At 37.4% G+C, this 21,740-nt stretch carries 26 protein-coding genes and 2 pseudogenes; 23 read left to right on the top strand and 5 right to left on the bottom strand.

The features are described 5' to 3' along the window. Positions 1-345: 345 nt before the first annotated feature. From helD to AS180_RS02775, 3 genes are all read left to right on the top strand, one after another. Positions 346-2,682, top strand: a complete 2,337-nt coding sequence (helD, locus tag AS180_RS02785; RefSeq protein ID WP_062686325.1) for an RNA polymerase recycling motor HelD — start codon at positions 346-348, stop codon at positions 2,680-2,682. A gap of 66 nt (positions 2,683-2,748) precedes the next feature. Beyond that, complete coding sequence (locus AS180_RS24020; protein WP_062686323.1) at positions 2,749-2,946, top strand: SDR family oxidoreductase; 198 nt, start codon at positions 2,749-2,751, stop codon at positions 2,944-2,946. A gap of 69 nt (positions 2,947-3,015) precedes the next feature. Continuing rightward, on the top strand, positions 3,016-3,459 hold the full coding sequence (locus AS180_RS02775) for a cell wall hydrolase (protein ID WP_025910994.1): 444 nt from the start codon (positions 3,016-3,018) through the stop codon (positions 3,457-3,459). An 84-nt stretch (positions 3,460-3,543) separates the two neighbouring features. On the opposite strand, the pseudogene AS180_RS23425 reads toward AS180_RS02775, so the two are convergent. Next, positions 3,544-3,963, bottom strand: a pseudogene (locus AS180_RS23425) (aminotransferase class I/II-fold pyridoxal phosphate-dependent enzyme); the annotation flags it as partial. Here AS180_RS23425 and AS180_RS24015 point away from each other — a divergent pair. The 8 genes and pseudogenes from AS180_RS24015 to AS180_RS02745 all read left to right on the top strand — a co-directional run. Then, positions 3,954-4,202: pseudogene (locus AS180_RS24015) on the top strand (EamA/RhaT family transporter); the annotation flags it as partial. The pseudogenes AS180_RS23425 and AS180_RS24015 sit on opposite strands and share 10 nt — an antisense overlap. A 1-nt stretch (position 4,203) precedes the next feature. Beyond that, positions 4,204-4,350 (top strand): hypothetical protein, encoded by a 147-nt coding sequence (locus tag AS180_RS24010; protein ID WP_374699982.1) that lies wholly within the window; start codon positions 4,204-4,206, stop codon positions 4,348-4,350. 100 nt (positions 4,351-4,450) lie between these two features. After that, positions 4,451-5,152 carry an N-acetylmuramoyl-L-alanine amidase gene (locus tag AS180_RS02765; protein WP_062686321.1) on the top strand — a complete coding sequence of 234 codons (702 nt, stop codon included), beginning with the start codon at positions 4,451-4,453 and terminating at the stop codon, positions 5,150-5,152. Positions 5,153-5,288: 136 nt separating this feature from the next. Further along, positions 5,289-6,230, top strand: a complete 942-nt coding sequence (locus AS180_RS02760; protein WP_025910999.1) for a nuclease-related domain-containing protein — start codon at positions 5,289-5,291, stop codon at positions 6,228-6,230. A gap of 138 nt (positions 6,231-6,368) precedes the next feature. Continuing rightward, positions 6,369-6,773: a GNAT family N-acetyltransferase gene (locus AS180_RS02755; RefSeq protein ID WP_025911000.1), complete on the top strand. Its 405-nt coding sequence runs from the start codon at positions 6,369-6,371 to the stop codon at positions 6,771-6,773. Between the two features lie 80 nt (positions 6,774-6,853). Further along, a complete protein-coding gene (locus AS180_RS02750; protein WP_025911001.1) occupies positions 6,854-7,699 on the top strand; it encodes a hypothetical protein in 846 nt (281 codons plus the stop codon). Positions 7,700-7,746: 47 nt separating this feature from the next. Beyond that, on the top strand, positions 7,747-7,896 hold the full coding sequence (locus AS180_RS23070; RefSeq protein ID WP_090752689.1) for a hypothetical protein: 150 nt from the start codon (positions 7,747-7,749) through the stop codon (positions 7,894-7,896). 144 nt (positions 7,897-8,040) lie between these two features. Then, positions 8,041-9,378 (top strand): MATE family efflux transporter, encoded by a 1,338-nt coding sequence (locus tag AS180_RS02745; RefSeq protein WP_025911002.1) that lies wholly within the window; start codon positions 8,041-8,043, stop codon positions 9,376-9,378. A 51-nt stretch (positions 9,379-9,429) separates the two neighbouring features. On the opposite strand, the gene AS180_RS02740 is transcribed toward AS180_RS02745, so the two are convergent. Further along, positions 9,430-9,609, bottom strand: coding sequence for a DUF4083 family protein (locus tag AS180_RS02740; RefSeq protein WP_025911003.1), 180 nt, complete (start codon positions 9,607-9,609; stop codon positions 9,430-9,432). A 203-nt stretch (positions 9,610-9,812) separates the two neighbouring features. Further along, complete coding sequence (locus AS180_RS02735; RefSeq protein WP_025911004.1) at positions 9,813-11,237, bottom strand: aminotransferase-like domain-containing protein; 1,425 nt, start codon at positions 11,235-11,237, stop codon at positions 9,813-9,815. A 100-nt stretch (positions 11,238-11,337) separates the two neighbouring features. On the opposite strand from AS180_RS02735, the gene AS180_RS02730 reads away from it, so the two are divergent. Further along, complete coding sequence (locus tag AS180_RS02730; RefSeq protein ID WP_025911006.1) at positions 11,338-11,940, top strand: LysE/ArgO family amino acid transporter; 603 nt, start codon at positions 11,338-11,340, stop codon at positions 11,938-11,940. Positions 11,941-12,004: 64 nt separating this feature from the next. Here the strand turns inward: AS180_RS02730 and AS180_RS02725 are convergent, their stop codons facing one another. Beyond that, positions 12,005-12,193, bottom strand: a complete 189-nt coding sequence (locus AS180_RS02725; protein ID WP_025911008.1) for a hypothetical protein — start codon at positions 12,191-12,193, stop codon at positions 12,005-12,007. Between the two features lie 162 nt (positions 12,194-12,355). Between AS180_RS02725 and fbpA the strand changes: the two genes are divergently transcribed. Continuing rightward, positions 12,356-12,538, top strand: a complete 183-nt coding sequence (fbpA, locus tag AS180_RS22115; protein ID WP_025911010.1) for a Fur-regulated basic protein FbpA — start codon at positions 12,356-12,358, stop codon at positions 12,536-12,538. Here the strand turns inward: fbpA and AS180_RS02715 are convergent. Further along, positions 12,524-12,847: a winged-helix domain-containing protein gene (locus AS180_RS02715; RefSeq protein ID WP_025911011.1), complete on the bottom strand. Its 324-nt coding sequence runs from the start codon at positions 12,845-12,847 to the stop codon at positions 12,524-12,526. The genes fbpA and AS180_RS02715 overlap by 15 nt on opposite strands. Positions 12,848-12,985: 138 nt before the next feature. Between AS180_RS02715 and AS180_RS02710 the strand changes: the two genes are divergently transcribed. The 10 genes from AS180_RS02710 (at position 12,986) to AS180_RS02670 (ending at position 21,543) form a co-directional block, all read left to right on the top strand. Beyond that, a complete protein-coding gene (locus AS180_RS02710; RefSeq protein WP_025911013.1) occupies positions 12,986-14,260 on the top strand; it encodes an AAA family ATPase in 1,275 nt (424 codons plus the stop codon). A gap of 79 nt (positions 14,261-14,339) precedes the next feature. Then, the gene (locus AS180_RS02705; protein WP_138116989.1) at positions 14,340-14,618 is read left to right on the top strand and encodes a hypothetical protein; all 279 of its coding nucleotides are present in this window, start codon (positions 14,340-14,342) and stop codon (positions 14,616-14,618) included. A 338-nt stretch (positions 14,619-14,956) separates the two neighbouring features. Beyond that, on the top strand, positions 14,957-15,604 hold the full coding sequence (gene sigH / locus AS180_RS02700) for an RNA polymerase sporulation sigma factor SigH (protein WP_025911017.1): 648 nt from the start codon (positions 14,957-14,959) through the stop codon (positions 15,602-15,604). A 212-nt stretch (positions 15,605-15,816) separates the two neighbouring features. Further along, positions 15,817-17,694 carry a molecular chaperone HtpG gene (gene htpG, locus AS180_RS02695; protein WP_025911019.1) on the top strand — a complete coding sequence of 626 codons (1,878 nt, stop codon included), beginning with the start codon at positions 15,817-15,819 and terminating at the stop codon, positions 17,692-17,694. Positions 17,695-17,785: 91 nt separating this feature from the next. Then, a complete protein-coding gene (locus tag AS180_RS02690; RefSeq protein WP_035321197.1) occupies positions 17,786-18,532 on the top strand; it encodes an alpha/beta hydrolase in 747 nt (248 codons plus the stop codon). 288 nt (positions 18,533-18,820) lie between these two features. Continuing rightward, positions 18,821-18,988 (top strand): SDR family NAD(P)-dependent oxidoreductase, encoded by a 168-nt coding sequence (locus AS180_RS21390; RefSeq protein ID WP_081801899.1) that lies wholly within the window; start codon positions 18,821-18,823, stop codon positions 18,986-18,988. Between the two features lie 70 nt (positions 18,989-19,058). Continuing rightward, complete coding sequence (locus tag AS180_RS02685; protein WP_025911024.1) at positions 19,059-19,337, top strand: DUF3784 domain-containing protein; 279 nt, start codon at positions 19,059-19,061, stop codon at positions 19,335-19,337. Positions 19,338-19,444: 107 nt separating this feature from the next. Continuing rightward, the gene (locus AS180_RS02680; RefSeq protein WP_035321179.1) at positions 19,445-19,900 is read left to right on the top strand and encodes a VOC family protein; all 456 of its coding nucleotides are present in this window, start codon (positions 19,445-19,447) and stop codon (positions 19,898-19,900) included. A 90-nt stretch (positions 19,901-19,990) separates the two neighbouring features. Beyond that, positions 19,991-20,359, top strand: coding sequence for a hypothetical protein (locus tag AS180_RS02675; protein ID WP_025911025.1), 369 nt, complete (start codon positions 19,991-19,993; stop codon positions 20,357-20,359). An 86-nt stretch (positions 20,360-20,445) separates the two neighbouring features. Continuing rightward, the gene (locus AS180_RS02670; protein WP_025911027.1) at positions 20,446-21,543 is read left to right on the top strand and encodes an alpha/beta hydrolase; all 1,098 of its coding nucleotides are present in this window, start codon (positions 20,446-20,448) and stop codon (positions 21,541-21,543) included. Positions 21,544-21,740 lie beyond the last annotated feature (197 nt).

Genomic DNA, 21,740 nt, shown 5'->3' with positions numbered 1-21,740 from the left:
GGTGAATTTTATCACAAATAAACAAACAGCGGAAGAAGAGATTCCAACAACTAACAATTTACCGTAGAGGTGCGGAATTGCACCAACTCCAATCAAGAATGATAGCATAGCTTCTTCATAACCACGGCTTCTGCTTATCTCAAAAAAGCATTAAAAAAGGATGAAGGTAATACAATACCCTCATCCTTGGATTTATATTTCTGCTGAACATCTTGAAAACAAAACAATTTCATGATAAATTAGTATAGATGCGTATCTATATTTGTTATCGATTATAATTTTCCCTACTATAATTATAATATAGAAATGATGCGCTAGTCAACTATTTTTTAAGGGGTGTTTGCGATGGGTTCGGAACTTCAGCAGGAACAAAAGCGCGTAGACGACGTTACGGAAAGAATTAATGAAGAAATAAATAAGCTAGAAGAAGAGACGACAAAGCGTAAAGAAGAAGTCATTCATATTCGCAAGCACTTTTGGGATGAGGTTAAGGTAAATACGGATACGTTTGATGATTACCTTGAAACGATTATTGGGTTACGTCAGGAAGCTCAGGCGCTATCAGTAACTCAAAGTACACATAAACATTCCTCTAAGCGATTATCCACGTTGCATCGGATGAAAGAACTTCCTTATTTCGGTCGTATTGATTTTACAGAAGAAGGAGATTCAGCTCCTGAAAGCATTTATATTGGAATTGCTGCTCTTAATGACCAAACCGGAGATGATTTTTTGGTTTACGATTGGCGAGCGCCTGTTTCCAGCGTCTATTATGATTATCAGCCTGGGCCGGCTCATTATATGACGCCTGGTGGCATGATTCAAGGTGTGCTTGAAAAGAAATGGCAGTACCTTATTCGTAACGGGGTGATTCAGTCCATGTTTGATACAAGTTTGACGATTGGAGATGAAATCTTACAGCAGGTTTTAGGTAAAGGTACAGATAAGCAAATGCATAGTATCGTTGCGACAATTCAAAAAGAACAAAATAAAATCATTCGCCACGATAAAGGACGATTATTGATTGTTCACGGGGCAGCTGGAAGCGGAAAAACCTCGGCAGCTCTGCAGCGAATTGCGTATTTATTGTATAAATACCGAGACCACATCAATGCGGATCAAATTATTCTGTTTTCACCTAACTCTATGTTCAGTAGCTATGTTTCAAACGTACTACCAGAGCTTGGAGAAGAAAATATGCAGCAAGTGACGTTTCAAGAGTATTTAGACCACCGCTTAAGTAAAGCATTTCAAGTAGAAACGCCGTATGAACAGTTAGAATATGTTTTAACAGCTAAAAAGACATCTTTCTATCAATCGAGGCTTGCAGGCATACGCTTCAAAGCATCTACACGCTTTTTCGAAGCTGTTCAAGCCTACAGAAAATCGCTTGAATCAGAAGGGATGCTATTTAACGACGTTGTGTTTAGAGGGAAAGCAGTTGTAACAGCAGAAGAAATGGTAGAACGATTTTACAATTTTGATACATCTCTCCGCTTTCATAATCGACTTGAAAAGTTAAGAGATTGGTTATTGAAGCAGCTAACTGACTTTCAAAAAACCGAAAGCAAAAAGCCTTGGGTTCAAGACGAAATCGAGCTTTTAAGCAATGAAGATTATCATAAAGCACATGCGTATTTAGCTAAAAAACGCGGATTTAAAAGAGAAGACACCGCTGATTACGATATGGAACCACAAGCGCTTGCAAGGCTGATTGTGCGTCAAAAGCTAAAGCCGCTGCGAAGCAAAATTAAAGCGCTGCAGTTTATTGATTTTATCGGAATATACAAACAGCTGTTCACGAATTCTCTTGAAATAACGAAACACTTAAAAGACAAGGCGCCTGCTAATTGGCCTGACATTTGTGACATCACGGTCGATACGTTAGAGAAAGATAAGCTTTTTTATGAAGACGCTACGCCGTTTTTACTTCTAAAAGAAATCATTGAAGGGTTTCAAATAAACAGCGCTATTAAGCATATCGTCATTGATGAAGCGCAGGACTATTCGCCGTTTCAGTTTGAGTTTTTAAAACGTTTATTTCCAGCTGCACGAATGACAGTACTTGGTGATTTCAACCAGGCCATTTTTGCTCATGCAAGTGAAAATGCCGACTTTAAACTATTAACGAACCTTTATGGTGAAGAGCAAACGGAACTGATTAACATTACAAGAAGCTATCGATCGACAAAACCAATCATTGAGCTGGCGAGAAGGCTTGTGCCGAATGGAGAAACAATCGTTCCATTTGAGCGCGAAGGTAAACGACCTGCTCTTACACAGCTGTCAGATTATGATGAGCTCCATCAAGCAATTGCCTCCAAGGTTGATGAGTTCAAGAGCGATGGCTACAACAGTATTGCAATTATCTGTAAGTCTGCAGAAGAAAGCGCATCTGCCTACGAAGCGTTAGCTAATATTAAGGAGCTTAAGCTATTAAAAAGCAACGCTCTTAAGTATGAGCAAGGAGTAGTAGTTGTTCCCGCATACTTATCAAAAGGAATTGAATTTGATGCGGTTATCATCTACAACGCATCAAAGAACGTATACGGCGAAGAAAGTTTACGCCGGACGTTTTATACGGCTTGCACAAGAGCTATGCACGACTTTCACCTATACAGCGTAGGGGAAGTCAGTCCGTTTTTAGGCAAAGCACTTCGTGAAGGAGCACTTGACGTGTAAGATAATAAAAGATATTTACTTCCTTTACCTATCTTCTTTACTCACTGGTCTCCTTATGACCAACAAATGGACTATTTTAAAGGCGGAGATACGAGTTGGTCTGAAGCCTTATTAACAGAAATTAAGCAGCTTGGAGTAAGGTGCGAAGCGATGAAGCTTGACTTATCTAAACCTGATGCAGCCAAGTTGATTGCCTTCTTAGCTAGTGATGAAGCCGCATGGATTACCGGACAAATTATTCACTCTGACGGTGGTTTTTTGTAAATAAATCAATTTTCTTGTCCGCTAACATCAATTTTGGCATTTTTTCATACTATAGATTGAGGTGAGACTATGCCAAGAGTTCAGTATAAGGATTCAGACGTTGCATTAATGGCTAGAATGATGCGAGCGGAAGCAGAAGGTGAAGGACAGCAAGGAATGTTATACGTTGGAAATGTCATTGTAAACCGAGTAAAAGCGAATTGCCTTGACTTTAAAGGTCTACGAACAATTCCGCAGGTTATTTATCAAGTGCAAGGAGGTAACTATTCCTTTGAAGCTGTTCAAAAAGGGAATGCTTTTTATCAACGAGCAAGAAGTACAGAGAAAAGATTAGCCAAGAAAACGCTTGATTTTTGGCGTGAGTATCCTGCAAAATATGCGCTTTGGTATTTTAACCCATACGGTCCGTGTCCTCCAACTTGGTACGGCCAGCCATTTGCAGGTCAATATAAAAACCACTGCTACTACGAGCCGCAGCCGAATACGTGTGACAGTGTGTATACTGGATCGTAAAGTTAATTTAAAACAAAAAAAGAGTTCATCGCCTTTATATTTTAAAGATGAGCTCTTTTTTGTTTTAAAACCGCAAAAAGTTTTGAGGCGTAACACGATATTTTCTACTACATTAGTATAGCTATGTCCAAGGGGATTTTGAAATCTCGGTACAATATAGAAAAATTTAATATCATTGTTTCGAAATATATACTCTAGACGCTCAAGGTCAATTCCTTCCATGGCTAGCTCAATACCAAAAGTAGTAGCTTGATGCAGGGTAGCGGATTCAATAAAGCCAAAATACGTGGGCTGCTCAATGAGAAGATTGCTTTTTCCATTTGGGAAAGGCATTGAGACTAATAGATTAAGAGCTTGCTGAGAGCCAGATACAATAAATAATTTGTCTGGATTGGTAAAAACCTGTAGAGTTTGCAAATAGTTCACAAGCTGAACTCGTAGTGAATAAAGACCTTGCTGTTCAGAATAAGTAAATAGTTCTTCTTTATATAGATCTATCGCTTGGTACTGTTTTGGCGTTTCCTTTACTTACGAGCTGGGCAATGAAAACTCTACCTGTATCTCACGGAGCTGTAGAATTAACACTTTTACCCTTAGCCACAGCAGGCTTTGCGATCATTAGAGCAAATGAAGCTCCTTCGCTTACGTTTTGGATTTCAAGCTTAATCGGCTCTTTATCAGTCATTATCTATGCCATGCACCTCGGTTTTGGACAATTACACTATGCAGACTTGGCCCTATTGGATGATTGTTTTTGCAGCGCTCTTTTTGAACGAATCTATTACATTCTTTACAATTGTAACGGCTGTGGTTGTAGTAATAGCAGTCATTGTAGGTAAAAATACTGGAGTCACGAAGAAAAGTTCTGCATCAATCAAACAATCAAGATAGATGCCGTAAATATGTATAGAAAAGAATAGTTTATAGGCTTGTATCCGTTACCAAACCTCCCATCTTTCATAAGCTAATAGAGAAGGGAGAGACAAGTCATATGAAAAAGATTTATCTTGATGCCGGCCATGGCGGCAAGGACTCAGGTGCAGTCGGTAATGGCTTATTAGAAAAAAATCTTGTTTTAAAGCTTCAGCAATACATGATTAGTTTTTTGAATACAAACTATACTGGTTTTACACTTCAAACAACGCGCACAACGGATACGTTTTTAAGTTTGTCAGAACGCGCTTCTAAAGCAAATGCTTGGGGAGCTGATGTATTCATGTCTATTCACGTAAACGCTGGTGGTGGTACAGGCTATGAGGATTATATTTACAATGGATCCGTCAGCTCAGCAACCGTAAACTATCGCAATCGCGTGCACGAACAGGTCATTCCTGTACTAGCAGCTTACAACCATACAAATCGAGGCAAAAAAGCAGCAAACTTTGCGGTTTTACGCTTAACGAATATGCCAGCTGTTTTAACTGAAATTGCGTTTATTGACACAACGAAGGATGCAAATCTTTTAAAAAATGAAGCTTTCTTACAAGCGATGGCAAATGCATACGCAAGAGGGATTGCGGTGTATTTAAATTTACCTGTTCGCCAATCAACGGTTTATACCATCCAAGCAGGAGATACGCTGTATAAAATCGCAAGGATGTATAGCGTAACAGTTCAACAAATCCAAGCAGCGAACCCAGGTATTGACCCATCTGCACTTCAAATTGGTCAACAAATTAGGATTCCTTCATAAAAAAGTAGAAAAAGGGCTTATCTTTAAGCTCTTTTTCGCTTATAATAGCGCTTTAGAGTAGGTGTTTAGGTTCATTTTTTTGAATCTCTTTTTATAGACGGAAAAAAATTCTATAATAGACATAAGGAGGAGAGGTATGTACATTGTTTATATTATTGGCACAATCTTAATTCTAGGGTTAATAACGACTTGTATTTACCTTTATCGCCGAAATGTACAAGTCGAAGAGAAGTATGTTACCCAGCTGGAGCTAGCACAAAAGGAAGCGGCTGTTTCCATCGCTGCTTGTGAAGAAGAATACAAACAGAAGAAACAAGCTGATTTAACAGAGAAAGAAGAGCACTACAAAAATATTATCAGAGATTTACGAGAAAAACATACGGCTCAGCTAATTAAATCGACAAAGTATATAAAAAGCTTGGAAGCTTTTTCGAAAAATAAAGGTGAAATTGTTATTCATAAAACGTTAACGACATTACAAACAAACTTAATTCATAAAAATAAAATTACAGCTGATGACATGATTATTATGGGAAACGTTTTTATGCCTTATTACATGAACGAACAGCTATTTATTCGACAAATTGACCACGTTGTTTTAATGAAAACTGGTATTTATTTGATTGAAGTGAAGAACTGGAGCGGAGATATTCTTTATGGTATTCGAAAAGACCAAATTCATGAGCTGTCATTTTTAGTCGATTCACTATCCACTCGGGTAGCACGAACCGAAGAGCAAACCTTTGTATTTACGAAAACAAGTGAAGGTGAGATTAAAGTAATGAGTAAGCCTCATCCTGGAAAAGAAGTCCAGCAACACGCGGCTAGCTTAAAGTCTTACTTGCAAAAATTACGTCGCGATATACCTGTAGTAACACCAATCGTTTATTTTAACGGTGATTATAATACGAGTGTAAAAAACTACTCACAAAACCATTCACTTTGCTTTTCTACTAAAGATGACCTATCTGTCTTTTTCACTGAACAGTTAAAACAACAGCCTATCTATACAACAGAAGACTTAAAGATGTTTAAAGAAACGCTTGAAAAAGCAAGTTATCATTTCATTCATTCCTAGTTGTTAAAACGAACATAGCTTACTAAGGTAAAAGAGTAGTATACGTATTGACTAAAATGGAAAGTAAATACCTAAAATATGTTGTGTAAAAAGTGCTTTTATAAGCACTTTTTTTCATCAAGAAAGGATGGGAACCAATTGAATGTTCGTCAAATTTCAAAAGAAGACACGTGGCAACTTAGGCAAAGCGTAATGTGGCCGGATAAGAATATTGAGTATGTGAAAATAGACAACGATCATGAAGGAATTCATTACGGGCTATTTGATCATAATGAGCTTTGTTCAGTAATTTCACTCTTTGTCCAAGGTGATACAGCTCAGTTTCGTAAATTTGCAACTGATACAAGTCGTCAAGGAAAAGGCTACGGTACGACTTTACTAAATTACGTCATAAATGAAGCGAAAGAGATGAATACAAAAATAATTTGGTGCAACGCCAGAAAGAACAAGACCACCTACTATAAAAGATTTGGTTTAACGCCTTCTAATGATACGTTTCAAAAGGGCGGCGTTGACTATGTTATTATGTCAAGACACCTATAATTTTGTTTGATTTTGAAAAAATATCCTGATATGGTGCTATAATGTAAATATCGATGATTATAGTAAAGCAGGTGAAATGAATGGATCTAGGTTATAAAGACAAAGCCGCGCACCATGCGATGGGCTTTGAATCAAGCTATGACTATTATGATGAGCAGTACAAGATTAACGACAATCCAACTGTTTGGCGCTATATGAACGCAGATCATTTTGAGTCCTTGCTATCTACAAAATCACTATTTTTCACAAAGCCCACTGCGTTTCTAGATCCTCTTTCTACGAATTACATGATGTGGAATATGCGCGATGTTGATAAATCTATGTTTGCAACCACTGAAGATTTAAAAAGCTATCTTGAAAAGGTCTATGAATTTTCTGCATTGTCCTCTTGGCATATAAATGAGCATGAGTCAGCAGGGATGTGGGATTTGTTTTTGAAATCTCAAGATGGCATCGCCATTCGCACGACATACGACCGATTATTAGGAAGTATTAAGGATTTACGCTATAAAGTTTTTGCGCGTAAAGTTCAGTACATTGATTTTGCTAAAAAGCAAGTGAGTGAAAATATCTTTGATACGCTTTTTTATAAGCGAAAATCGTACAGCTATGAAAACGAACTGCGGTTGCTTATTATCGCAAGTCGCATTGATGCATGGAAGAGCCAACAGCTATTTATTAAAGAAGAAATCTATGCTAGCGAATGGCAAGCGCGTATGGACGCTTTAAAAGAAAGATCTTTTGCATTTTCGCATCTGCACGGAAATCTTGTACGCTGTGACCTTGCTCATTTACTTACAGAGATATACGTATCACCCAAGAGTTCTCCTGCTTTTGTTCAAAAAATAAAAGCGCTATTAAGCGATCACGGCTTAGCTTATAAGGATGTTATTCAGTCTGATTTAGCAAAAGACTATATATATTAACCGTATGAAATCTCTCTCCTCACTCCATTATAAGAATGGAGGTGTAGATGATGAAGCAACCGGTTGTAATCTGTCCAAAATGTCAGTCTGCAAGCGAATTAGGATCTGTGTTAACCGCACAGTCCAATCAAAACGTCATTTATCATTGCTCGCAATGTGGCTATCAGCTTCGCAACGTGTATACGAATAAAGGATGAACTAACAAGAAAAGTCAAGGTGTTGATACGCTTTGACTTTTCTTGTTGTTCGTAGTTCAATAAGTTTTATAGTTAAAAAGAAAGGGTACTTCACATGAGAGAACATAAGAGGTGGGTTGACGTCACTAAAGGAGTTTTAGTTATATGAAGCAATACAATTTTACTGAAGGCTCAATCTTAAAGCAGCTCATTTTCTTTTCAACGCCAGTTCTACTAACGAACTTGCTTCAGGTGTCTTATCAGTTCATAGATAGTCTATGGGTTGGTAATTTGTTAGGATCAGATGCTTTAGGAGCTATTGCGGTTTCAGGTACCGTTATTTTTACGATCTTATCATTTATTATTGGAATTAATAATGCCAGCTTAACGATTTTATCTCAGCAAAAAGGAAACGATGATAAAGAAGGGCTATCTCGTTATTTAAATGCGTTTGTTGTGATATTATCGGCTTTAGCAATCTTACTTGGCGTCATTGGCTTTTTAAGCTCAGAGACAATCTTGAAGTTACTGGGCACTCCTGAAACAATGCTTGTCGACGCTACAACATACTTACAAATTAACTTTGTCGGAATTTTATTTTTGTTCGGGTACAACTTTATCGGTACTGTACTACGAGCAGTAGGAGATAGTAAAACCCCGCTGCGGTTTGTGTTTATCTCGGTTATTTTAAATGCTGTGCTTGATCCAATCTTTATCTGGACGTTTGATTTAGGTATTGCAGGAGCTGCGTATGCAACTGTTTTATCTCAGGGCTTTGCATTCATTTACGGCATCATTTATATTCTTAAAAAGAAGTTTGTACCGTTTTCACGTCCTGCTCTGCCAAAGAGGGAAGAAACAGTGCTTATTTTCAAGCTTGGTATTCCGTCAGGTTTACAAATGACGGTTATTTCAGCTGGTGTTATGGCAATTATGAGCGTCGTTACATCCTTTGGAAACGATGCAGTTGCAGGATTTGGCGCAGCTCAACGCTTAGATAGTATTCTTATGCTTCCAGCGATGGCGCTTGGAACCTCTGTGAGTAGTATGGCAGGGCAAAACATTGGTGCAGGAAAGTGGAGTCGAGTGAATCAAATTGGCCTATATGGAGTTATATATAACTTTGCAATAATGATGCTTGTAGCTGTGGTTATCTTTTTCTTAGCAGAGTGGGCGACTCGTCTATTTATTGAAGACGAAGGAGCCGTGGCGTTTGGTACACATTACTTAAAGGTTGTCGCTTTCTTTTATCCGTTTCTTGGTATTAACTTCATTCTAAATGGAGTTGTAAGAGCATCAGGAGCGATGTTTGCGATTCTTGTGTTAAATATTGTTTCTTTTTGGGTACTGCGTTATCCACTCACTTATTTATTCGCTAAGTGGCTAGGTGAAACGGGCATCGGACTTGGCATGGGTACAAGTTTTGTAATAAGCAGCATTATCGCATTTGTTTATTACAAATATGGAAAGTGGGATCAAAAACAAATTTTTGCTTCTAAATAAAGCACTATAAAACCCCTCTTATTGTCTTTGGAAATAAGAGGGGTTTTATGATTAGTGCTTGTCTTTATTTAATTTCTCAGTAAGCTCTTTCACTTGTTGTTCTATTTGGTTAAGCTGTTTTCTGCTCTTTAAAAATGAACGAAACAAAAATACTAGAAGTGCAATAAACAAGATAATAAGTCCAAAAGTCACGAGTTGAAATATAATATCACCAATATTGTACGTACTCATACAAAATAACCCTCCGTTAAAAATGAAAATATGACCATTATTTTAACATAAAATTACATATAAAAGTAGGTGGAATAGTAAATTGATAGTATAAATAGAATTAAGATTCTAAGTTAAAGGCAGAATGAACAAAAGTAACAGCTTTGTACTCTGCTTCATTCTGCCTTTATCCCAATCTCGATAAAATATCTCTTGCTTCATTTTTAATATTCGCTACACACTTCAAATAAAATATCTAACCCCTTTTCTAGTTCCTCTAATGACGCGTACGCATACGACAGACGAATATGATATAAATCCCTTGTTTCATAAATATAGCCGGGATTAATTAGAACATTTCGCTTTAGCAAATTAAGAAATAGTGCTTTATTAACGATTGGCTTCTTAAATTTAAGCCATATAAAAAATCCGCCTTCAGGTTTTTCCCAGTTTGCTAAGCTTTGAAATTTTTGATAGAGAATCTTTTCTACAAATTCCGCTCGGATTTTTAGCTGTTCTCGCAGCTGTCCTAAGTGATTCTCATATAACCCTGTTGATAGCCAGTGCGCCACAATCTCTTGAGAAAAGGCGCTAGATCCATAATCTGTTTGCATTTTTATATCTGCTAGCCGTTCAATTACAGGGGGAGGAGCAACAACCCATCCAATTCGTAAACCAGGGCTAAGCGTTTTTGAGACGCTACCAATGTATAAAACTTGTCCGGACGTATCCAGCGCTTTGATAGGTTCAATCCCTGAAGTAAATAGCAGCTCGTGATAGACGTCATCTTCAATGATAGGAATCTGGAGTTCTTTGCACGTTTGATAAAAGGCTATTCTCTCCTCTAAAGTCCAACTATAGCCTGTCGGATTATGCAAAGTAGGTACACAATAAAACAATGACTGTTTATTTTTCTTAAGCCTACGTAGATGTTCGGGTAGGTTCTTACCTCTTAAAACGGACATAACGCGCATGCCTGCAGACTGAAAAGGATGTACTGAATTCAAATACGATGATTGTTCTTGAAAGACAAGTGATCCTTTTTCTAATAGCCCAACCGCAATTAGCTGAAGTGCTTGAAGGGCCCCAGAAACAATTAAAATATTTTCAGGCGTTGTATAAATTCCTTTTTTCTTTAAGTATGTACATAAGGTTGTTCTTAGAGCTTTACTGCCCCTTGGTGATGAATAGCCAATTGCTTTTGATTCGAGCGAAATTTCTTTTAACGACTCTTCAAGCTGCTTTGTTGGAAGTAAATCTGGCGATAATTCACCTGTTCCAAGTCGAATAATATGATCAACTTGTTCATATTGGTTAATAAGCTGAATGGTATGGTAGTTTGGTTCATGAACGCTTCCTTCAATATACTGCTGCCAATTCGGATTTGTTTTGTTTACAAGAACGTTCCAAGAACTATTGCTTACAAATACTCCAGAGCCTCTTTTAGATTGAAGTAAACCCTCTGCACGAAGTTCATCAAGAGCCAGCTGCACCGTGCTTCGGTTTACATTAAACTGCGCTGCAAGTTGGCGCTGTGTTGGAATTTTCGTTCCTACGCACCAGTCACCTTTTTCAATTCTCTCCTTTATCCAATCGATAATTTGGTCGTGAAGAGTTAAGTGTGAATCTGTATTTGGCTTCCAGTCCATGCAATCTCCTCTAAATTGGATGGGTAAAAAACCATCCAATTGGTTGTTTTCTTTTTAATCTATCATAGTAGGATAGTGATTGAAAGGAGGTTGTTGATGGATGGAAGCTATTTTTCATGGAGTTCTTTTAGCATTAGGTCTTATTTTACCTTTAGGCGTGCAAAACGTATTTATTTTCTCTCAAGGAGCTACGCAAACGCAATTTGTCCGAGCGTTACCGGCAACGATTACAGCTGCAGTATGTGATACGTTGCTAATTTTATTAGCTATCTTTGGATTATCTGCTATTGTATTTCAGTTTGAGTGGATTCGAGTTGCTTTAATGAGTGGAGGTAGCTTATTTCTACTATATATGGGTTACACTATTTGGACGTCTGTACCAAAAGCAGATGGGAATTATCACGTATTAACAACTCGTGAGCAAACTTTATTCGCTTTATCGGTTTCTTTACTCAACCCGCACGCAATTTTAGATACGATTGGTGTAATTGGAACAAGCGCACTAAAATATAGCGGTGCAGAACAAGCCTTGTTTACGGGAGCTTGTATTGCCGTATCGTGGCTGTGGTTTATCAGCCTTACGTTTGCTGGAAGGGTGATAGGGAAAATTGACCATACAGGTGGTTTTATGAAGCTGCTAAATAAATTATCTGCTTTGTTTATATGGGGAACTGCTGTTTATTTAATAATAGGACTCTTTTAACCTAAAACAAAAACAAGCATCTGAAGGAGTATGTCGGATGCTTGTTTAGCGTTCTTTTTTACCCTCATGTTTCTCCGCAGCATTTTTTGTTACTACTATTCCCGTTAACCCGGCCGGCCGTCATGCTAATGAGAAAGCTCCACAAGAGGTAGCGCCATTCTCCTGTAAACAGCGCAACACATAAAAAGACAAGGACTTGCCCAATAAAAGCAAACCACGAAGCGAACCAAGCTAAGCGTAGATGTTCTTTCATTACATTACTCCAGAGCATTTCATCTTTTTTTCACGAATTCTACCTATTCAATCTTTTTTATTTCATGTTTTTAATCGCAAACATCGGGTAAAGATAGAGAGTGCTTACAAATATAAGATAATGACAATAAAGAAAAAACAAGCAACGAAAGGGGAAGCGGTCATGCAATCCTATGAACAACACCTAGAAACCCAGCGTGAACGAGTACTACACCAGCTCATTAATTACGGATGCTATAAGGCAAAAGATGGACGACATTTATATGAGCTTTCTATGCTCGAATTAAAAACGATGTACACAGAAATCCAGAAGCAGCGCATTAACTCCGTGCTAGGAGAGCGATAACTTAAGTTTTTCAGCCGCTACATAACCTTTTCGAGTTAATTTTGTGCCACCACGTCCTTTTTGCTTCATCACTAATCCTTTTTCTTCTAACATCTCTAAACGATAGCGCACCTGCTGCTCAGAAAGAGGCGTGTGGGATGCTTCAGCAAACTCAACCAAACGCTTGCGACTAGGCGTAACTCCTTGCCTAGTTAACGCATAAATGCCCTTCAATAAAATCAACTCATCCATCCCAAGCTCTTCAAGACTAGAATCTGATTGGTTCTGGTCTTTTTGATAATCACTTAGTTCAAGAATGGTCCATTTCAATGCTCTTTTTCTTCGTTTTTACTGTCGCATAGTTGTTCTGTTATTTCTTTCAAATGTTCTAACGTTATGTACATAAAAGAAGTCAAAGTATGTAAAATGTTGTATAATTAGACATATTAAACCTGAAGGAGACACTACATGACAAAAACGAAACAAGCTTTAGTTCAATTTTCAGCTAAGACAATCGATGAAGCGCCTGAGTACTACAGCTACGCTTTTCCTGTTCAGAAGATTAAAGAGTATTTAAAAACAAAGACAGGTCACGATTTCCAACTATATGTTGATAGCGATACGTCTAATGAGATTTGGGAAGTACTTGAAGAAGATCTAGAGCTTCACCCTGAAAGTGTTACGGAACTCGCTTCCGTTTTTGACTGCTTAGAAATGGGGATTATTTCTTCCAATCATACAGACAAAGAAATGGAGCTTATTTTAAAACCATCGCTCTACAATCACCTTTATTATTATGAAAAGCATAACCTAGCGCTTGTGCGTATGCCTGCTTTTCAAAGGAACGAATTGACTCAGTATGACTACATTTTGGCATCGAGTGAAGAAAGCCTATCATCCTTTTTAGACTATGTGTTAAAACGTAAGCGGGACTATATTAAAGATTACGTGACCATTTTTATTGATACAGAAGATGGTGTTGAAAATCATAAAGAGAAGATTACAACGCTTGTTAAGCGGGACGAAGTTTTTTTAGAAGATAAGCTCAAAAATCAAATCTATCGTTCTATTGACGAATTTTTCACAAACGGCGGAGAGTTTTTTCATACGTATCAAATTCCGTATAAACGTGGAATCTTATTGTATGGAAAGCCTGGAAACGGTAAAACAACGCTTGTCAAATCGATTGCAACGAGTATTGAAGCTCCCGTTGCCTATTGGCAAATTACTGAGTATACGTCCAGTTATTCGATTCAAGAAGTATTTTCTTCCGTTGCAAAAATGAGTCCGATGGTGCTCGTTATTGAAGATATTGACTCTATGCCTCAAGGAATTCGCTCTGTCTTTTTAAATACTCTTGATGGCGCGACATCTAAAGAGGGGATTTACTTAATCGGCACAACCAATTATCCAGAACGTATTGATCCCGCGCTTATTAACCGCTCCGGGCGATTTGACCGCGCCTATGAAATTAAGCTTCCAACACCGAGACTTCGCGAACAGTATCTTGTGAAGAAAAACAGCAGGGATCTTTTGACGGCAGAAGAAATTAAAGAGCTTGTTTCTGCTACAAATGAATTTTCATATGCGCAGCTTAATGAGCTGTATAACAGCATTGCTCTTCAAAAACATTATGAAGATAATGTCAACATCATCGATATTTGTAACGAATTAAAAGCAGATAATAAAAAAGGCCAGCGTAATGCTTGGTCAAATAACGATGAAGCGAATATTGGATTTTAAACTAATACTTTTTTGTAACATAAAAAACCAATTTTACGATCTAGTGTAAAATTGGTTTTTTCGAAGATTAGGAGAATGTATGATGAACCTTTTTTACTTTAATCATGAAAACTACACGGGTAATCACTTGCACGTAGACAGCTGGCAAGACGAGAACACAGCGTATTTAGAAGGCATTGCTTTGGAACGAAAAAATGGAACAATGGATGTGTTTTTTCAAGGGACTGATTTACTGTCAGACGAAATGAAGAAAAAAGGAAACATTCATGAAACATTCGGCATTTTTTTAGGGAATGTTAAAAACGCTGGGGATGCCTGTAACCTCTTTTGTCGATGGGTTCAAAACAATCCTTTATAAGCAGTCGTTTTTTAGCTACATAAGGCGATTCGACAGAGCTCGCTAACAAAAGTTTAAATTTTCAGATAAATATATTAGAATTTTTTGTAAACACTTTCACATTTCGACAACGTTTTCAAAAAAGAGTCTGTATACTAATATCCAGGGAGAGGCATTCAAGGGAATAAGTTTGACGTCACCGTTAATTGATATGTGCATTGGTTTTTCAAACTAAACAGTATTCATTCTAATAAACGGACACTACGTTTTATGTCACTTTGCCATTATGGACCCTTGAAAGAAAAGCAGAAAATAGCAATCTACATCAACATTCAATAGAGGTCAACGGGGGGATATAAATGAGTATTCACATTGAGTTAAAGATGATGAGAAACTACGAAATACTAGAAGACATGACACTAGTCGAATTAGCACACACAGGCGATGATGAGTCGCTCAATCACTTGATTAATCGCTATCGTAATTTTGTACGAGCAAAAGCACGTCCTTATTTTCTCATTGGTGCTGAGCGAGAAGACCTTATTCAAGAAGGCATGATTGGCTTATATAAAGCCATTCGTGATTTTAAAGAAGATAAAACGAGTTCATTCCGAAGTTTTGCAGAGCTCTGCATCACAAGGCAGATCTTAACAGCTATTAAAACAGCGACTCGTCAAAAACACGGACCGCTTAACTCATCCGTGTCGTTGGACAAGCCGCTTTCGGATGATGAATCAAACTATACACTTTTAGATTTACTATCAGAAGAAAATCGTACAAACCCTGAAATGATGCTGATTAACCGTGAAAAATCACTTGATATGCAGCTGAAAATTTCTGAATTATTAAGCGAATTAGAACGAAATGTACTAAACCTTCACTTAGAGGGGAAATCTTATTTAGAGATTTCTAACGAGCTACAGACGCATGTAAAGTCAATTGATAATGCCCTGCAGCGCGTGAAGAAAAAGCTCGAGCGCAACTTACAAATTAAGCAAGCAATTTAACATCAAAAACAGCATTTAGACGCCTAAATGCTGTTTTTGATGTTATTGGAAATATCAGATTACATAATAGAATCCTTATTTAAACTACGGTGTTCTTTTCAATAAAATCTATTGACATATTTATCAAAAATATGATAATTAAATAGTGATTAGCACTCCGGACAAAAGAGTGCTAATCACTACATATTCATACAACGGGAAGGAGATTTTTTATGACAAAGAAAGAATTTAAAGCTGAATCAAAACGACTGCTCGACATGATGATTCATTCGATTTATTCTCAAAAAGAAATTTTCTTACGCGAGCTCATTTCAAACGCAAGTGATGCGATTGATAAAATCTATTACAAAGCGTTAACAGATGAATCACTATCATTTGAAAAAGATCGCTACTTTATTAAAGTAACGGCAGATAAAGAAAAACGTACGCTTACCATTACAGATACAGGTATTGGCATGACGCAGGAAGAGTTGGAAAACAACCTTGGCACAATTGCGAAAAGCGGCTCTTTGGCGTTTAAAGCTGAAAATGAAGCAAAAGATGGACACGATATTATCGGTCAATTTGGCGTTGGTTTTTACTCAGCATTTATGGTTGCTGATGAAGTAACCGTGACGTCAAAAGCACTTGGAAGCGATACTGCTTACCGCTGGAATTCAAAAGGAGCAGACGGCTATACGATTGAGCCTTGTAAAAAAGCCGAAGTTGGTACAGAAATCGTCTTAAAGATTAAAGAAAATACGGAAGAAGATCAGTATGATGAGTATTTAGAAGAGTATCGCTTAAAAGCTATTGTTAAAAAGTATTCAGACTTTATTCGCTACCCAATTAAAATGGACGTTACTGAGAGCAAACCAAAAGAAGGCAGCGATTCTGAGTTTGAACAGGTAACGGAAGAACAAGTCATTAACAGCATGGTGCCAATTTGGCGTAAAAATAAAAGTGAGCTAACGGATGAGGATTACGACGCATTTTATCAAGAAAAGCGCTATGGTTTTGACAAACCGCTGAAGCACATTCACATTAGCGTGGATGGAATGGTGCGCTACAACGCTATCTTATATATTCCAGAAACAATGCCGTTTGATTACTATTCTCCTGAATATGAAAAAGGCCTAGAACTTTATTCAAGCGGCGTATTAATCATGAACAAATGCGCGGACCTTCTTCCAGACTACTACAGCTTTGTGAAGGGTCTTGTTGATTCAGAAGACTTATCGCTCAACATTTCACGTGAAATGCTGCAGCATGATCGTCAGCTAAAACTGATTGCGAAAAACATTAAAAATAAGATTACGAGTCAGTTGAAATCCCTTTTAAAAGATGATCGTGAAAAGTATGAAACGTTCTTTGGTACATTTGGTCGCCAGCTAAAATACGGCGTGTACAGCGACTTTGGTGCAAATAAAGATACGCTAAAAGATTTACTATTGTTCTATTCATCAAAAGAGCAAACGCTTGTAACGCTTAAAGAATATATTGAACGTATGCCTGAAGACCAAAAGTATATTTACTACGCATCTGGTGAATCGTATGACCGCATCTCAAAAATGCCACAAACAGAGATGGTTCTTGATAAAGGCTATGAGATTCTTTACTTTACCGATGAAGTGGATGAATTTGCGATTAAGATGCTGATGTCTTATGAAGATAAAGAATTTAAATCTGTTTCAAGCGGTGACTTAGGAATTGAAGCAGATGAAAAAGAAAGCGCAAAAGAAGAAGAAGCTGACAGCAAAGACCTTCTTACGTATATGAAAGAAATGTTAGCAACAAAAGTGAAAGACGTTCGATTATCTAAACGTCTAAAAACTCATCCTGTTTGCTTATCAACTGAAGGTGACGTAACAATTGAGATGGAAAAAATCTTAAAAGCAATGCCAAATAATCAGCAAGTACAAGCTGACAAGATTTTAGAAATCAACCCAAGTCATAACGTGTTCCAAGCGTTAAAAATAGCGTTTGAGCAGGATAAAGAAAAAGCAGAGCTTTACACAAATCTTCTCTACAACCAAGCTCTTCTTATTGAAGGTTTACCGCTTGAAGATCCGATTGAATTTACAAACAACGTGTGTAAAGTGATGGTATAACGTAAAGGAAGCAGAAATGCTTCCTTTTTCAATGCAAAAATGTAACGGTTTACAAATGGTTTTTGGTAAACTAAAAGCGGGAGGGATTTTTATGACAAAATATCCAATAATAGAAGGCGCAGAGCCGTTTTACTTTGAAGGAAACGAAATTGGTATTTTAGTATCGCACGGTTTTACAGGTACTACACACAGTGTGAAGCCTTTGGGGGAAGCTTACCATAAAGCTGGCTATACGGTTTGTGGTCCCCGTTTAAAAGGACACGGCACGCACTACGAAGATATGGAAACGTCAACTTATCAAGAGTGGATTCAATCGGTAGAAGAAGGCTATGCATGGTTAAAAGAGCGCTGCCATACCATCTTTGTGGTCGGTTTATCAATGGGAGGCACACTGACGCTTTATATGGCAGAAAATCATCCCGAAATTAAAGGAATTGTATCAATAAACGCAGCTATTGACATTCCTGCTTTAAATCCACAGGCATTCGAAGCAGATCCTCATACTCGTTTTCTTGATTCAGCTGGATCTGATGTAAAAAAAGAAAACGCAGATGAAATCGGCTATGACAAAACGCCTGTCGCGTCACTTAAAGAACTATATAAGCTGCTTGGAATTGTTAAAAATGATTTACCCAAAATTACTTGCCCGACCCTGATTTTTGTATCCACAGAAGATCACGTTGTTCCACCGCTAAATAGCACATATATAACTGAAAACATCAGCTCAGCTGAGAAGAAAGCTATAACGCTTGAAAATAGCTACCACGTGGCGACATTAGATAACGATCAGCAAATCATCATCGATGAATCGTTGAAATTCTTTAAAGACTATCAATAAGTAAAGAGCTCTACACTTAGGTGTGGAGCTCTTTACTTATTTTTTGTTAATTTCATAATCCTAAGAACTCCCCAAGCTGCTATTCCAAGAGACAGCGCAAGTAATGCTAGAACGATCAAAATCCCCCAAAAAGTATCCATACTTAATTCACCTCTACTTGTACTAGGAAATTACTTTTCGAAAGTTTCAGATTTAAAAACTATATTTTTCCTATTACGGTTGTTGAAGAATGAACATAATCTGGTAGAATTTGAGAATGGTATTTTATTAAAAAGGAGTGTCGGTTTAATGTTGTCAAAAGTACATGTAATTGTAACGGGGGCAGGAGCTGGGATAGGAAAAGAAATTGTCACATCATGTTTAAGTGAAAGAGCTCATGTTGTTGCTTGTGATATCAGCGAAGATTCATTAAATGAACTAAAAGCTTCATATTCGACTAATAAACTTTCTACATGACGTTTTACTTTGCTTTTTATATTGTTCCTGCTATCGCTAAAAGAAGATAACTTATAGGGGGGAGATTGCAATGAATCAACATTTTATTATTATCGCTGCTATTTTATTTGTTTTAGCTTATTTCATTGGTGTCAAAAAACAAACTTGGCTGCTATCAGGCTATAACCAGCAGCGTGTACGAGATAAAGATAAACTTGCAAGGCTCGTAGGGGCTTATAACTTCATTATGGGCATGATGATGTTGGGAGGCGCTTTTATTTCTCACCCAGATGTTCAAATACTTTTTCCCATTTTAATTATTGGATACTTGGTATTACTCGGCTATGTTAATACAAAAATGGTTGAGTAGCTTCAAAAGCATTCTACATCTAAAGTTGTAGAACACCTCCATCTATCATCTGATGTCATTGATTAAGGTTTTCGCTATGATGATACTTATAGAAAGAGGTGTATGAATTGATTAAAGGTTTATATGAAGCGCATTTACCTGTAAAAGACTTAAAACGTTCGATTGCATTTTATAAGAAGTTAGGATTAGAACTTTCTCATATTCATGATCATCATCTAGCTTTTTTTTGGTTAAAGAAAGGAGAAAGTTGGCTTGGTTTATGGGAAACGCAACAAGTAGAATTAGACTACCATCCTTCTATCCGCCACGTTGCTTTTCACGTAACGTTGGAAAGTTTGAGGTCATCAGTATCATGGTTAAAAGAAAGGCAGATAGCTCCCAGAGAAGCATTTGGCTTTATGCCTCATGAACCGTTTGTAATGGCCCATGATGGCATAGCCCATGCAAAGATTCATTTTTATGACCCCGATGGAAATAGCCTAGAGTTTATCTGCAAAATTCCAAACCCCACTAATATCGTCGGACGAATGTATTTAAGCGAGTGGGAAACCATTTATTCTTAAAGCTTTTTTACATAAAACAGCTCCTTTCTATAAAATGAGAAGAGCTTAATCTTTATAATTACTTTAAACTATAAAGTGGGGTGATAAAAAATGAATAGTAAACCGATTGATGAATTAACAATTGACGATTTAAAGGACTATAAAATCTGGCAGTGGGCCCTAGATGAAGAAGAGAACGAACACCAAGATGAGACATGGGTTACGCCTGCTGCCACGGATAACTTTACATCAGATTTAAAGGGATCTATCGTATTAGGCACACTATACATAAACGCTAACCAAACAATGCCTATTATGTGCAGCCTGGATGTTACTACTCATGAAGTTTCTATTGATTCAGTTATTGTGTATAAGAAAGAAGGTGATGCTGTTTTTCAACAAATGATTGATTACGGTCACTTTAATCATTATCAAGAAGATATTGCATTCATTCGTAAGTACGGCAAAGACTGGCTATAACTAAAAAAACAAAAAGAAAGCGATTACAAAAAATTGTATCTTGCTAGAATACTAGTAAGACATAAAAACGGATGTGGTGGTTAGTGATGCTTCAACCAAAAGAGTATGACAAGCTTCTCGGTATCTTGGAAACATCAGCGGAAACAAAAGAAGTCGAGGGCATACGTAGCGTAATTAAACATATACCAGATTTACATATAGCTGGAGATTTAGATCCACGTGTTTTAAAAGTAATCAGCAGTTATACAAATCATTCAGAGGAAGAACAAACAGAACCTGCGAATGTTTCAATTGCAGCCATTCGCGCTAGCATGGGCTGGCTTAATAGAGACGTTACAACTACAGAAATTACAACAGAGTTACTCAGCATTCCGAGCAAAGAGCATGATATTCCTGTACGCATCTATCGTCCTATATCAAATGAGCTCTTACCAGCAGTCGTGTTTTTTCACGGAGGAGGGTTTATTGGAGGAAGCTTAAAAACGGTTGAAAACCCTTGTAAAGCACTAGCTGAAAAAGCGCACGCAGCGGTTGTTTCTGTCGATTACCGTTTAGCTCCTGAACATCCATTTCCCGCTGGCTTAGAGGATTGTCTAACTGCGGTGAAATGGGTGTATGAAAATGCTGAAAAACTCGGAATAAATAAAGAGCAACTAGCAGTTTGTGGTGATAGCGCCGGTGGCAACTTAGCTGCAGTTTGCAGTTTACTTGATTCCCAGCAAGGAACAAATCGAATAAAGTATCAAGCGCTTATTTATCCTGTTGTGAATCCTGGGCGAATTGATACAGAAGATCATAGATGGGACATAAATGAATATGAAGTTTTTCATCATCATGAGCTAATTAAAGGAGTTATTCTAGCATTAGCTGGCTCTAGCTCAATGCTCAATAAGCTGTATCTACAGGGAGCGGATGTTACTGATATACGCGTATCTCCTTTATTAGCCGATGATTTAAATGGTCTTCCAGAAACTCTTATTATTAATGCTGAATATGACTATCTCCGCTTACAAGCCGAAGCGTATGCTAGAAAGCTTGCACGATCTGGGGTTAAAACAAAAATGATTCAGTATAAAGGAATGGACCACGCTTTTATAGATAAGATTGGAGATTATCCGCAAGCAGAAGATTGTATGAATGAAATTGCAAAGGAACTTAAAAGTGCATTTAGAATCAATTGCTAGCTTTGTATGTTGAAAGGCGAGTACATTCATGGCTCGTCTTTTTTTATTTGGTGAGTATATAGTTCACTTTAATTTTATTATGTAAACTTTATATATGAAACATCACTTTCCTTGATGTTCCAAATCAATGCGCATACAATGAAAGAAGGAATCAACAGATAGGCCATCCAGATTGATGAAAGCGATTCCTGTTTTTA

The sequence above is a fragment of the Priestia veravalensis genome, from assembly GCF_001457055.1.
Taxonomy (GTDB): Bacteria; Bacillota; Bacilli; order Bacillales; family Bacillaceae_H; genus Priestia; species Priestia flexa.
The sequence above is the reverse complement of the archived record's forward strand: the minus strand, read 5'-3'. Positions and strand labels throughout refer to the sequence as shown.

What these genes read in the sequence shown, in the direction of transcription:
- helD (WP_062686325.1), top strand. Translation starts at nt 346, where the DNA reads ATGGGTTCGGAACTTCAGCAGGAACAAAAGCGCGTAGACGACGTTACG.
- AS180_RS24020 (WP_062686323.1), top strand. Translation starts at nt 2,749, where the DNA reads ATGGACTATTTTAAAGGCGGAGATACGAGTTGGTCTGAAGCCTTATTA.
- AS180_RS02775 (WP_025910994.1), top strand. Translation starts at nt 3,016, where the DNA reads ATGCCAAGAGTTCAGTATAAGGATTCAGACGTTGCATTAATGGCTAGA.
- AS180_RS24010 (WP_374699982.1), top strand. Translation starts at nt 4,204, where the DNA reads ATGATTGTTTTTGCAGCGCTCTTTTTGAACGAATCTATTACATTCTTT.
- AS180_RS02765 (WP_062686321.1), top strand. Translation starts at nt 4,451, where the DNA reads ATGAAAAAGATTTATCTTGATGCCGGCCATGGCGGCAAGGACTCAGGT.
- AS180_RS02760 (WP_025910999.1), top strand. Translation starts at nt 5,289, where the DNA reads ATGTACATTGTTTATATTATTGGCACAATCTTAATTCTAGGGTTAATA.
- AS180_RS02750 (WP_025911001.1), top strand. Translation starts at nt 6,854, where the DNA reads ATGGATCTAGGTTATAAAGACAAAGCCGCGCACCATGCGATGGGCTTT.
- AS180_RS23070 (WP_090752689.1), top strand. Translation starts at nt 7,747, where the DNA reads ATGATGAAGCAACCGGTTGTAATCTGTCCAAAATGTCAGTCTGCAAGC.
- AS180_RS02745 (WP_025911002.1), top strand. Translation starts at nt 8,041, where the DNA reads ATGAAGCAATACAATTTTACTGAAGGCTCAATCTTAAAGCAGCTCATT.
- AS180_RS02740 (WP_025911003.1), bottom strand. Translation starts at nt 9,609, where the DNA reads ATGAGTACGTACAATATTGGTGATATTATATTTCAACTCGTGACTTTT.
- AS180_RS02735 (WP_025911004.1), bottom strand. Translation starts at nt 11,237, where the DNA reads ATGGACTGGAAGCCAAATACAGATTCACACTTAACTCTTCACGACCAA.
- AS180_RS02730 (WP_025911006.1), top strand. Translation starts at nt 11,338, where the DNA reads ATGGAAGCTATTTTTCATGGAGTTCTTTTAGCATTAGGTCTTATTTTA.
- AS180_RS02725 (WP_025911008.1), bottom strand. Translation starts at nt 12,193, where the DNA reads ATGAAAGAACATCTACGCTTAGCTTGGTTCGCTTCGTGGTTTGCTTTT.
- fbpA (WP_025911010.1), top strand. Translation starts at nt 12,356, where the DNA reads ATGCAATCCTATGAACAACACCTAGAAACCCAGCGTGAACGAGTACTA.
- AS180_RS02710 (WP_025911013.1), top strand. Translation starts at nt 12,986, where the DNA reads ATGACAAAAACGAAACAAGCTTTAGTTCAATTTTCAGCTAAGACAATC.
- AS180_RS02705 (WP_138116989.1), top strand. Translation starts at nt 14,340, where the DNA reads ATGATGAACCTTTTTTACTTTAATCATGAAAACTACACGGGTAATCAC.
- sigH (WP_025911017.1), top strand. Translation starts at nt 14,957, where the DNA reads ATGAGTATTCACATTGAGTTAAAGATGATGAGAAACTACGAAATACTA.
- htpG (WP_025911019.1), top strand. Translation starts at nt 15,817, where the DNA reads ATGACAAAGAAAGAATTTAAAGCTGAATCAAAACGACTGCTCGACATG.
- AS180_RS02690 (WP_035321197.1), top strand. Translation starts at nt 17,786, where the DNA reads ATGACAAAATATCCAATAATAGAAGGCGCAGAGCCGTTTTACTTTGAA.
- AS180_RS21390 (WP_081801899.1), top strand. Translation starts at nt 18,821, where the DNA reads ATGTTGTCAAAAGTACATGTAATTGTAACGGGGGCAGGAGCTGGGATA.
- AS180_RS02685 (WP_025911024.1), top strand. Translation starts at nt 19,059, where the DNA reads ATGAATCAACATTTTATTATTATCGCTGCTATTTTATTTGTTTTAGCT.
- AS180_RS02675 (WP_025911025.1), top strand. Translation starts at nt 19,991, where the DNA reads ATGAATAGTAAACCGATTGATGAATTAACAATTGACGATTTAAAGGAC.
- AS180_RS02670 (WP_025911027.1), top strand. Translation starts at nt 20,446, where the DNA reads ATGCTTCAACCAAAAGAGTATGACAAGCTTCTCGGTATCTTGGAAACA.